An 11,047-nucleotide genomic window follows, 5' to 3' on the forward strand; every position below is an offset into this window, starting at 1 on the left:
TGGGGGAGGGTCCACACAGTGGCGGACAAGAGGGATTACTACGAGGTGCTTGGCGTCGATCGCGATGCCACGCCCGATCAGATCAAGCGCGCGTTCAGGAAGAAGGCGGTCAAGCTGCATCCCGACCATAACGATGCGCCCGATGCGAACGAGCAGTTCGCCGAGCTGAACGAGGCCTACTCGGTCCTGTCCGACGAGCAGAAGCGCTCCATGTATGACCGCTACGGCACCGTCGACGGCATGCCCGGCGGCTCCGGTTTTGTCGATTTCTCCGACATCTTCGGCGGCATGGGCGTCGATGACATCTTCTCCTCGATCTTCGGCGGCTCCGGCGGCGGCACGCGCGACCGCGCCCGCGATCGGGCTCGTCGCCGCGCCGGCCGTGATATGGCCATCTCGCTTTCCATCACCCTCGAGGAGGCGGCCCAGGGCTGCAAGAAGACCATCACGTTCGACCGCCTCGGGCCGTGCGAGGACTGCGACGGCTCCGGTAGCGAGGACGGAGGCCAGGAGCAGCCGTGCCCGCACTGCAACGGCACGGGCTACGTGACCACGGTCCAGCAGTCCATCTTCGGTGCCATGCAGTCCAGCTCCCCGTGCCCTGATTGCAAGGGCGAGGGCACCGTCATCGACAAGCCCTGCTCGCACTGCCACGGCGACGGCCGCGTCCGCACCCATGAGCGCCTGGACGTCGAGGTCCCGGCTGGCGTGGGCACCGGCCGCCAGCTGCGCCTGCGCGGCTACGGCGAGGCGGGCTTCCGCGGCGCTGGTGCCGGCGACCTCATCGTGACCATCCAGGTCGAGGCCGACGAGCGCTTCGAGCGCCACGGGGACGACCTGCTGAGCGAGGTTCACATCGGCATCGCCGAGGCGGCGCTGGGCTGCACGGTCGATGTTGAGGGCATCCTGCCCGATGAGCATTTCGAGCTCGATGTACCCGCGGGCACGCAGTACGGCGAGGCCCTTGTGGTGGACGGCTACGGCATGCCCCGCCTGGGCACCGGCAGCCGCGGCAGGTTCGTCGCCCGCATCGTGGTCGACGTCCCCACCAAGCTCTCCGACGACGCCCGCGAGGCGCTTGAGCGCTTTGCCGAGGCGGCGGGCGAGAACGCGTCCGGCTCCAAGAAGCATCGCACCATGGGCGACCGCATCCGCGACGCCATCGACGAGATCCTCGATTAGGACGGTAGCCATATGACGCGTCCCTTCGCATGCGTGGTCAACCTGGGGTGCCGGGTCAACCGCGTCGAATCCGACCGCATCACCTCCGACCTCGTGGGCGCCGGCTTTTCGCTGGTCGATCAGGACGAGGCCGACATCATCGTCATCAATACCTGCGCCGTCACGGGCGAGGCGGAGTCCAAGACGCGCAAGGCCGTGCGCCATGCGCTGGGGCTCCCGCGCGAGCCGATCGTGGTGGTGACGGGCTGCGTGGTCAACCTGCATCCCAGCGAGCTCACCGACCTGTCGCCGCGGGTCATTGCCCAGCCCTCCAAGATCGACGTCGCCCGCACCGCCGCCGACGCGGCGGGCCTGCCCGCGCGCACGGTCAACCTCGGCGAGGGGCATGACCTCGCCGACCTACTCGGCCGCTCGCGACTGGGCGTCAAGGTGCAGGACGGCTGCAACAACCGCTGCTCGTACTGCATCGTGTGGAAGGCGCGCGGACCGGAACGTTCCGTGCCGGTTGCCTCCGTGCTCGAACAGGTGCGCCGCGCCGAGCGCGCGGGCATCCCCGAAGTCGTCCTCACCGGCGTGAACCTCGGCGCCTACGACGGCGTCGATGCGTCCGACTCGCATGTCGAGATCGACGAGCTGCTCGACATCATCCTCGAGCAGACGAACATCCCCCAGGTGAGGCTGTCTTCGCTTGAGCCCATGGATGTCCACGACCGCCTCATCGACGCCATGGTCGCGGGCGGGGAGCGCGTCGCCCCGTTCCTGCACCTGCCGCTACAGTCCGGCTGCACGGCCACGCTCGAGCGCATGAACCGCCCCTACACGGCCGAGCAATACGAGGCCATGGTCGACCGCATCCGCACCAAGCTCCCGAACGCCGCCATCTCCTGCGACATCATCGCAGGCTTCCCCGGCGAGACGGATGAGGAGTTTGCCGAGAGCCGCGCCCTGTGCGAGCGCGTGGGCTTTTCCCGCATGCACGTGTTCCGCTACAGCGCCCGCCCCGGCACCCCCGCCGCCACCGCTCCCGGACAGGTGGCACCCGAGGTCATGGCAGCCCGTTCGAGCGAGCTTCGCCATGTGGCCGAGAGCACCTCGCAGGCCGACGCGCGTGCGCGCATCGGTGCGTGTGAGACGGCCGTGCTCGAGTTTGGCAACCGCGGTACGCTCGGTAGCTTCCATCGCGTGATCGTGGACGATGCCGGGACCGACCGCACGGGCCAGCTCGTCCGCGTGAAGATCACGGGCATGGACGACCGCGGCCTGCTGCATGCGAGCATGGGGGAGTGCGGGCTATGAGCACCGGGACCGCGCGTGTGCGCCTGAGCATCCCCGAGGGCGTTGACCCCGGTGCCGTTACCGGGGCGTCTGACGAGTTGCTTCGCGCGATTGAGGCGCTGAGCGATGCGGACGTCACGCTACGCGGCGACACCGTCTCGATCGCGGGCGATCCCGCGGAAGTCGAACTTCTCACGCGCGTGTTCCAGCAGCTGTTCGCGGCCGCCCGCGAGGGCGATTGCCTCCGCGCCGATGACGTCGAGCGCCTCATCGGCGCCTTTCGCCGCGAGGATGCGCGCGCACTGCGCTCGCACGATGACGTTCTGCTCACGTATCACGGTAAGGCCATCCGTGCCAAGACCCCCGGTCAGCGCCGGTACATCGAGGGCATCCGCAACAACACCGTGACGTTTTGCCTCGGACCTGCGGGCACAGGCAAGACCTATCTGGCCATGGCCATGGCCGTGTGTGCCCTGCAGCGCCGCGACATCGGCCGCATCGTCCTTACGCGCCCGGCCGTGGAGGCCGGCGAGAACCTGGGCTTTTTGCCCGGTACGCTCGAGGAGAAGGTGGACCCTTACGTCCGCCCGCTCTACGACGCGCTGTTCGACATGATGGACGCCGATCGCGTCCACGAGCTCGTCGAGCGCGGGGTCATCGAGATCGCGCCGCTGGCCTACATGCGCGGCCGTACCCTGAACGACGCGTTCGTCATCCTGGACGAGGCGCAAAACACCACGCCCGAGCAGATGAAGATGTTCCTCACCCGTCTGGGCTTCAATTCCAAGTTCGTGATCACCGGCGACGCCACGCAGCGCGACCTGCCTGGCAAACGCGGCGGCCTGACCGACGTGGCGAGCATCCTTTCGGGCGTGGAGGACATCGCGTTCGTCGAACTCGAGCGCGCCGATGTGGTCCGCCACAGCCTGGTTGGTAAAATCGTGGAAGCCTACGAGGCCTTCGACGCCCAGCCCCATGGTCTCAATGGGGGACAGGTACAAATTGATACGTCCGGTGCCGGTTGCAAGGCCGCGGGGAAGGGCCGTCACAAGGGAAAGGATGATGGACATGTCCGTGCTCATCAGTAACGACGCGAACCTTGACACGCTGCTGTCCGAGGACGAGGTCTGCGCGATCGCCGCGCACGTGCTCGCCGCCGAGGGTGTGGAGCGCGATGTCGAGATCTCGCTCTCCTACGTGGATGAGGACGAGATGCACGACCTCAACCGCCAGTGGCGCGACATCGACCGCACCACCGACGTGCTCTCGTTCGAGTGTGATTCCGCCTTTGACGAGGATATCCCGCTGGACGAGGTCCTCGAGCTGGGCGATATCATCCTCGCGCCCGAGGTCATCGCGCGGCAGGCGCCGGGCTTTGGCAACGACCCTACCGATGAGTGCCGCCTCATGCTCGTTCACGGGCTGCTGCACCTGCTCGGCTACGACCATATCGAGGACGACGAGGCCGAGGAGATGGAGGCGCGCGAAGACGCGCTTCTGCGCGAGCTGGCCGTCCAGCGCGGCGACGACCCTTCCAAGGTGGAGGTCGGCCCCATCACCAACCACGCGCACGACTAGGAGCTGCCATGATCCCGGGTTCCAATAAGGACCATCCGTCCTTCATTCGTTCGTTCGGCTATGCGATCGAGGGATTTGTCACCGCGGTCAAGACCGAGCGCAACATCAAGGTAATGCTGGTTGCCGGCGTGTTGACGGTGATCATGGGCTTTGTGGCCAAGCTGCAGCTCATCAGCTGGGCGCTGATCGTCATTTGCATCGGCCTGGTGATCTTTGCCGAGCTGTGCAATACCGCTATGGAGGCCATTGTCGATCTGGCCACGCAGGAGCTGCACCCGCTTGCCAAGCGCGCCAAGGACATCGCAGCCGCCAGCGTGTACGTGCTGTCCATCACCGCCGCGATCGTGGGCATCCTGGTGTTCGCCCACGACTTCGGCCTGATCGGCTCCTGGCACTAGCGCTAGATGCTGCCCGCGGTGTGCAATTGGGGACGGGTGCGTTTTACGCATCCGGCACACCGCGTTGCAAGATGTGTAAAACGCACCAATCCCCAATTGCACACCTTTAGTTCCAACGTATCTGTTGAGGAGTACCTATGTCCGACACCATGACCGATTTCGACCCGTTCGCCGACCTTTCCGACGATGAGCTCGATGCCATGATCGAGGCGGGGGAGTTTCCCGGCGCCATGGACGCGCCCGCCCTGTGCGCCGATGTCCCCGAGGGCTTCCGCTCCGGCTTTGTCGCGCTGGTCGGCCGCCCCAACGCCGGAAAGTCCACGCTGCTCAACGCCTGCTACGGCGAGAAGGTCGCCATCACCTCGCCGGTCGCCCAGACCACGCGCCGCCGCCTGCGCGCCGTGGTCAACCGCGAGGACTGCCAGCTGGTCATCGTGGATACCCCCGGCATTCACAAGCCCAAGGACGGCCTGGGCAGCGAGCTCAACAAGAGCGCCCTGGGCGAGCTCTCGGACGTGGATGTTATCGCCTTTGTGATCGACGCGAGCGCGCCCATCGGCCGCGGCGACGCCTGGGTTGCCGAGCGCGTGGCTGCCGCCAAGGCGCCCAAGGTCCTGGTGCTCACCAAGGCCGACCTTGCGAGCCCGGAGGAGATGCTCAAGCAGCTCGAGGCGGCCCGCGCCCTCGTCGAGTTCGACGACGAGATCGTGGTTTCTTCCACCGAGGGCTTCAACGTGGAGGCCTTCGTCGACGTGGTGGCCAACTATCTGCCGGAGGGTCCGCGCTGGTTCCCCGAGGGCATGGGCACCGACGAGGCCGACGAGGTCATGGTCGCCGAGTTCGTGCGTGAGAAGGTGCTGCGTCACACGCGTGAGGAGATCCCGCATGCCGTGGGCGTTATGTGCGACGAGTTTGAGCGCCCCAAGCGCGACCTGCTGCGCCTGCACGCCACCGTGTATGTTGAGCGCGAGGGCCAGAAGGGCATCATCGTGGGCAAGGGCGGCGAGATGATCAAGCGCATCGGCGTCGAGGCGCGTCGCGACCTTGAGCGTATGTTCGGGTGCCGCGTGTTCCTGGGGCTCGACGTGAAGGTCAAGCCGCATTGGCGCGAGGATGCCCGCGAGATTCGCCGTTTTGGCTACGCGGCGGACGATGAGTAGCACCCATCCCCGGGCGCCTCGACCTATACATCGCCTGCTCGGACAGTCCTGCTCGCTCGAAGGCCCCACCGGGGCCTTCGGCTCGTGCGGAACTCGCATTCGACGTATAGGCCGTGACGCGGGAACGGTCCATCTGGTTGCGAGCGGCCATGGCCGGTAGCAGGACGTATCGCACAAAAGCCATCGTGCTGGACAAAACCAAGCTCAAGGAGACCGACCTCATCCTGACGCTCGTCGATCAGGCCGGTCGGCAGGTCCGCGCGGTGGCCAAGGGCGCGCGCAAGCCCGGCAGCAGGCTGGCCGCCCGGTGTGAACTGTGCTGCGAGGTCGATCTGCTGCTGGCACATGGTCGCAGCCTGGACATCGTATCCCAGGCGGAACTCGTTGCAGCGCCGCTGGGGTCGCAGCCCAGCTACGAGTTGCTCATGTCTGCGAGCGCGGTGGCCGAGGTTGCTCGCCATTGCACGTACGAGGACGCCGAGGACCCATTCGTGTTCGCGATCACGCGCGCGGTTCTCGCGCAGCTCGCCTCGCTCGACGCGCCGCATCTCGACCTCATCGTTGCCGCTTACGTGTTCAAGCTGCTTTCGCACATTGGGTACCTGCCCGATTGCTCCTCCTGCGTGGCGTGCGAGGACGAGGCGCCAACGTATTTCTCCGCGCATGCGGGCGGTCTGCTCTGTGCGAGCTGCGCCTCGAGCGTGCCCGGCAGCGAGGCGCTCGAGCCCGGCGAACCCGCTTGGCTGGCGAGCCTCATCTCCACGAGGTTTGACGAACTCGCCGCAACACCCATCGACCCGTATACGGCCGCGCGCCTGCTTGGCTTTTCCCATGTGTGGGCCGCGACCCACTTGGACTGCCGCCTGCGGGCGCTCGAGTTTTTGCTGGGGCGTTAAATGCGCGAGTTGTACCCATTTTGCGCGTGTTCTTATAAAACTGGGCATTTTGGTATCATTTGCAAAATGAGGAGAATGGCCGTGGTTCTCGCCGTTTGGCAAAATGGGACATCTGCAAACAAGCAGGAAGGTTAGACCCGCAGCCCACGCCCGATCCGGAGACCAAGCCTGATCCGGAGGTTAAACCTGATCCCGAGGTCAAGCCTGACCCGGCTCCGGAGCCGGGCCCAGTTCCCGGACCTGCGCCCAGTCCTAATGCGAATCCAGCTCCGGTTCCCCAGCTAGAATCGAAGCCTGGGGCTGGTGAGGTTGCGAAGCCAGGTGACGTGCAGGGTAAGCCCACGGGGTCTGCCGATGGCGATGCTAAGCCCAAACTTCCCGCTACCGGTGATCCGACGGCTCTTTCGGCTTATGCTGCTGGCTCCGCTGGATTAGCGGCTCTCGCTGCGGCCTTTATTGACCGTTTGCGTAAGCGTCGCTGAGGCCTCTATGGGCGTTTAGACATTTAGATGTGGCGTCGACGTAGCTGTCGGCGCAACATTGTTTTGCTTCAGGTTTCTATTTCGGGAATCTCGTGATCCGCACCCCTGCGATCTATCGGGGTGTTGATATGCGCATCTTCTATCAAAAGCCTGAGCGCAGCTATGCCGCCATGGATTTTTCGGCGCATTTTGCACCGAGAGGTCTGCCTACCGTATGGATATTATTCTGATTGCCCTTTCGGTTGTTTTCCATCAGGGTCTGATATTTGGCCACTTGGCTCTCGTATTCTTGAATAAGCCGCTGCAGCGCCTCATCGATGAAGAACAGCATCTCACTTCCGTCGTAGCCGTCTTTTGTGGTGCCTGCAAACTTGCACCCCGCAAGCGGAAGATCCATTGCGCAGTTAAATAGCAAGTATTCTAAGGTTTTCAGCCTGCTGAGCATGGCATTGCCGTCATCAATTAGATCGATCCAGCTTGTAACGTCTTTGCTGAAATACATTTTCTTCCTTTCGTCGTTTGTTCTTTGCTGCGACAAAGGGAATGTATGCGAGCGTGCGGATATAAACTCGGGGTGTTTCGGCGGCGCTGGGGACTTGTTAATTTCCGACATGAATCGAGCCTCGATGAAGCGTGGTACAATATGGCCACGATGTAAGGAGGCCACCATGGCGCTTTGTGTTCCCGTTCGCGAGTTGAAAGATACCGCTAAATTTCTCTCAGTTGTCGAGGGCTCTAAAGACCCGGTGACGGTGACGCGCAATGGGCGCGATGCTTTGGTTGTCATGACGCCCGAAGCTTACGATGGACTTAGAAGCGAACTTGCCCATGAGCGCCTTATGCGCCGTCTTGATCGTGCAGAGGCCGAGTTTGATTCTGGCGCGTATCTCGATGGCGATGCATTTTTAGATGCGTTGCTGGAACGTTATGATGGTTAGACTTGTAATCTCAAAGAGAGCTGCTCTGGAGATCAGCGGCATTGCCCAATACCTCAAAGATGAGTTGGCCTCCCCGGGCGCGGCAAGTTCATTCATTCAGGAGTTCAGGCACCAGGCTAAGCTTGCCTGCTCATTTCCCTCTTCCCATGCGCTATGCCCTCATCCCGAGCTTGCGCAGAGAGGTTATCGTTCGTTTCGCGTGGGCAGGTACGTCGCAATCTATTCCTTCACGGATGATTGCCTGAAGATTCTCCATGTGTTCCATCAGTCTTAGGACTATGTCGATGATGCCCTGGGTTGATTGGGGCGACGCCTACGGGCGACATTTCTTCGAAGACGCTGCATAACATGGGTAAGTTGTGCGATTGCGGCGTTGTGCTGCTGGTCTGTGGTAACATGCCGTCCTGTTGGTACCCTCCACTTGGATATCCGCTCCACCGGCGGCTTCCCAGTTGAGGGCGAATCGAGGCCATGGGGAGCGCATCCCGCGGCCGCTACAAGAAAGGTGAAATCATGACGATTTCCAAGGAGCGCAAGGCGGAGCTCACCGCCAAGTTCGGCAAGAACGCCCAGGACACCGGCAACTCCAAGGTTCAGGTTGCCATCCTGTCCGAGCGCATCAAGGAGCTGACCGAGCACATGAAGTCCCACCAGAAGGACTTCCACACCCGCCGTGGTCTGCTCATGCTGGTTGGTAAGCGTCGTCGTCTCCTCTCCTACATCAAGAAGAACGACATCAATGAGTACCGTGAGCTCATCAAGGAGCTCGGCATTCGCGACAACATCCAGTAGGGATTTGTGCATGCAGGGGCGTCCGCTGGGCGCCCCTTTTCATGTTGGGCCGCTATCACGGCGATAGGGGTCCGGGACGGCGCCAATGCGCCGTCCAAAAGGGGAGAGGGGCCTCATGTGCCCGCCCCGCAACCGATCGGCGGGAGGGTCCCGCCGACCTAGAGAAGCCCGCGCGCAAGGGGCGCGTGGGGATAGGAGTATTCATGACACTCGTAAGCAAGACCTTCGACCTGTTCGGCAAGACTTACGTCTTCGAGGTCGGCGAGCTCGCCAAGCAGGCCACTGGCGCCGCGCTTGTCAAGCAGGGCGACTCCACCGTGCTCACCACGGTCGTCGTTTCCAAGGAGCGCAAGAACTACGACTTCTTCCCGCTGACCGTCGACTTCAACGAGAAGATGTACGCTGCCGGCCGCATCCCGGGCGGCTACCTCAAGCGTGAGGGCCGTCCCTCCGAGAAGGCCACCCTCACCGCCCGCATGATCGACCGTCCGATCCGCCCGTCCTTCCCCGACGGCTTCCGCAACGAGGTCCAGGTCGTTGCCACCTCCCTCGTGGCCGATCAGAAGAACCCCGTCGACGTGATCTGCGTCATGGGCGCCTCCCTCGCCATGACCATCGGCGGCGTGCCGTTCGAGGGTCCGCTGGCCTGCGTGCGCATCGGCCGCGACAAGGAGACCGGCGAGTTCATCGTCAACCCCACCTATGAGGAGCGCGAGAACTCCGATCTCGACCTCGAGCTCGCGGGCACCCGTGACTTCATCTCCATGGTTGAGGCCGGCGCCGAGGAGGTCTCTGAGGAGGACATGCTCGCCGCCATGCAGTTCGGCCAGGAGGCCATCGGCGCCTTCTGCGACGCTCAGCTCGAGTTTGTCGAGGAGTGGGAGCGTGTCAACGGCCCGATCGTCAAGCGCGAGTACCCGCTCGACCAGCCGGTCGAGGAGGTCCACGACCGCATCTTCGCCCACTACGACGAGATGGCCGCCGCCCTGCGCGACGCCGACAAGCTGTCCCGTCAGGACAAGGTCGCCGAGCTCAAGGAGGCCATTAAGGCCGAGTTCACCGAGGAGGAGCAGCTCGTTTGGGAGCGCGAGATCCCGGTGAACCTCAAGAAGCTCGAGAAGACCGCCATGCGCCGCATGGTTGTAGAGACCGGTGAGCGCGTCGACGGCCGCACCGCCGCCGAGATCCGCCCCATCATGGTCAAGGGCGACTACCTGCCTCTGGTTCACGGCTCCGGCCTGTTCCAGCGCGGTCAGACCCAGGTGCTCTCCGTGCTCTCGCTCGGCATGCTCAACGAGGGCCAGCGCCTCGACACCATCGAGCCTGTCGATGGCAAGCGCTACATGCACCACTACAACTTCCCGCCCTACTGCACCGGCGAGACCGGCCGCATGGGCACGCCTAAGCGCCGTGAGATCGGCCACGGCAACCTTGCCGAGCGCGCCCTGATCCCGGTACTGCCCGATGAGAACGAGTTCCCCTACGCCATCCGCGTGGTGTCCGAGGTCATGGAGTCCAACGGTTCCTCTTCGATGGCTTCCACCTGCGGCAGCTGCCTGGCCCTCATGGACGGCGGCGTGCCGATCAAGCGTCCCGTGTCCGGTATCGCCATGGGCCTCATCCAGGAGGAGGGCAAGACCGTCGTCCTGTCCGACATCCAGGGTCTCGAGGACTTCCTCGGCGATATGGACTTCAAGGTCACCGGTACCGAGAAGGGCATTACCGCGCTGCAGATGGACAACAAGGCCACCGGCCTGACGTTCGACATCCTGCGCACCGCTCTCGAGCAGGCCAAGGAGGGTCGCGCCTACATCCTCGACAAGATGCTCGAGGTCGTGCCCGGCCCGCGTGAGGAGACCCGCACTACCGCGCCCAAGATCCAGTGCATTACCATCCCGACCGAGAACATCCGCGATGTCATCGGCAAGGGTGGCGAGACCATTCGCGGCATCCAGGACGAGACCGGCGCCTCCATCGACATCCACGAGGACGGCACCGTGTACGTTGGTGGCGTGGGCGAGTCCGTCGCCGCTGCCATCGAGCGCATCGAGCTCATCGTCAAGGTTCCCGAGGTGGGCGAGGAGTACACCGGCCGCGTTGTTTCCATCCAGCCGTTCGGCGCGTTTGTGAACCTGCTGCCCGGCAAGGACGGCCTGCTGCACATCTCCCGCGTTGCCCAGGGCCGCGTTGAGAAGGTCGAGGATGTTCTGAACGTTGGCGACGAGGTTAAGGTCAAGGTCATCGAGATCGACGACCGCGGCAAGATCTCCCTGGATCGTCTCGAGAAGCCCGAGGCCCCGGCTGGTGCCGGCCGCGGTGAGGGCGAGGGCCGCGGCGAGCGTCGCG

The 11,047-nt window shown here is 63.9% G+C and carries 13 protein-coding genes; 12 read left to right on the forward strand and 1 reads right to left on the reverse strand.

What is annotated here, in order from left to right; genetic code table 11:
* Positions 1 to 18: 18 nt before the first annotated feature.
* The 8 genes from dnaJ (at position 19) to COLINT_RS08825 (ending at position 6,971) form a co-directional block, all read left to right on the forward strand.
* Positions 19 to 1,182, forward strand: a complete 1,164-nt coding sequence (gene dnaJ / locus COLINT_RS01390) for a molecular chaperone DnaJ (RefSeq protein ID WP_006722519.1) — start codon at positions 19 to 21, stop codon at positions 1,180 to 1,182.
* A gap of 12 nt (positions 1,183 to 1,194) precedes the next feature.
* A complete protein-coding gene (locus COLINT_RS01395; RefSeq protein WP_006722520.1) occupies positions 1,195 to 2,478 on the forward strand; it encodes a MiaB/RimO family radical SAM methylthiotransferase in 1,284 nt (427 codons plus the stop codon).
* Positions 2,475 to 3,545, forward strand: a complete 1,071-nt coding sequence (locus COLINT_RS01400) for a PhoH family protein (RefSeq protein WP_006722521.1) — start codon at positions 2,475 to 2,477, stop codon at positions 3,543 to 3,545. The genes COLINT_RS01395 and COLINT_RS01400 overlap by 4 nt, the downstream gene beginning before the upstream one ends.
* Positions 3,526 to 4,035, forward strand: coding sequence for an rRNA maturation RNase YbeY (gene ybeY, locus COLINT_RS01405; protein WP_039910477.1), 510 nt, complete (start codon positions 3,526 to 3,528; stop codon positions 4,033 to 4,035). Before COLINT_RS01400 ends, ybeY begins: the two co-directional genes overlap by 20 nt.
* Before the next feature lie 8 nt (positions 4,036 to 4,043).
* Positions 4,044 to 4,433 (forward strand): diacylglycerol kinase family protein, encoded by a 390-nt coding sequence (locus tag COLINT_RS01410; RefSeq protein ID WP_006722523.1) that lies wholly within the window; start codon positions 4,044 to 4,046, stop codon positions 4,431 to 4,433.
* 137 nt (positions 4,434 to 4,570) lie between these two features.
* Complete coding sequence (era, locus tag COLINT_RS01415; protein ID WP_006722524.1) at positions 4,571 to 5,593, forward strand: GTPase Era; 1,023 nt, start codon at positions 4,571 to 4,573, stop codon at positions 5,591 to 5,593.
* 149 nt (positions 5,594 to 5,742) lie between these two features.
* Positions 5,743 to 6,489, forward strand: a complete 747-nt coding sequence (recO, locus tag COLINT_RS01420) for a DNA repair protein RecO (protein WP_006722525.1) — start codon at positions 5,743 to 5,745, stop codon at positions 6,487 to 6,489.
* 326 nt (positions 6,490 to 6,815) lie between these two features.
* The gene (locus tag COLINT_RS08825; protein ID WP_169302859.1) at positions 6,816 to 6,971 is read left to right on the forward strand and encodes an LPXTG cell wall anchor domain-containing protein; all 156 of its coding nucleotides are present in this window, start codon (positions 6,816 to 6,818) and stop codon (positions 6,969 to 6,971) included.
* Between the two features lie 160 nt (positions 6,972 to 7,131).
* Here COLINT_RS08825 and COLINT_RS08555 read toward each other — a convergent pair whose 3' ends face one another.
* Positions 7,132 to 7,584, reverse strand: coding sequence for a hypothetical protein (locus COLINT_RS08555; RefSeq protein ID WP_211203975.1), 453 nt, complete (start codon positions 7,582 to 7,584; stop codon positions 7,132 to 7,134).
* Between the two features lie 55 nt (positions 7,585 to 7,639).
* On the opposite strand from COLINT_RS08555, the gene COLINT_RS08560 reads away from it, so the two are divergent.
* The 4 genes from COLINT_RS08560 to COLINT_RS01445 form a co-directional block, all read left to right on the forward strand.
* Positions 7,640 to 7,909 (forward strand): type II toxin-antitoxin system Phd/YefM family antitoxin, encoded by a 270-nt coding sequence (locus COLINT_RS08560; protein WP_006722528.1) that lies wholly within the window; start codon positions 7,640 to 7,642, stop codon positions 7,907 to 7,909.
* Positions 7,902 to 8,183, forward strand: a complete 282-nt coding sequence (locus tag COLINT_RS08830) for a type II toxin-antitoxin system RelE/ParE family toxin (RefSeq protein WP_039910236.1) — start codon at positions 7,902 to 7,904, stop codon at positions 8,181 to 8,183. The genes COLINT_RS08560 and COLINT_RS08830 overlap by 8 nt, the downstream gene beginning before the upstream one ends.
* Before the next feature lie 239 nt (positions 8,184 to 8,422).
* Complete coding sequence (gene rpsO, locus COLINT_RS01440; RefSeq protein ID WP_006721138.1) at positions 8,423 to 8,701, forward strand: 30S ribosomal protein S15; 279 nt, start codon at positions 8,423 to 8,425, stop codon at positions 8,699 to 8,701.
* A 203-nt stretch (positions 8,702 to 8,904) separates the two neighbouring features.
* The coding region (locus COLINT_RS01445) for a polyribonucleotide nucleotidyltransferase (protein ID WP_006722532.1) at positions 8,905 to 11,047 on the forward strand (2,143 nt) is incomplete at its 3' end.

The organism is Collinsella intestinalis DSM 13280, from assembly GCF_000156175.1.
Taxonomy (GTDB): Bacteria; Actinomycetota; Coriobacteriia; order Coriobacteriales; family Coriobacteriaceae; genus Collinsella; species Collinsella intestinalis.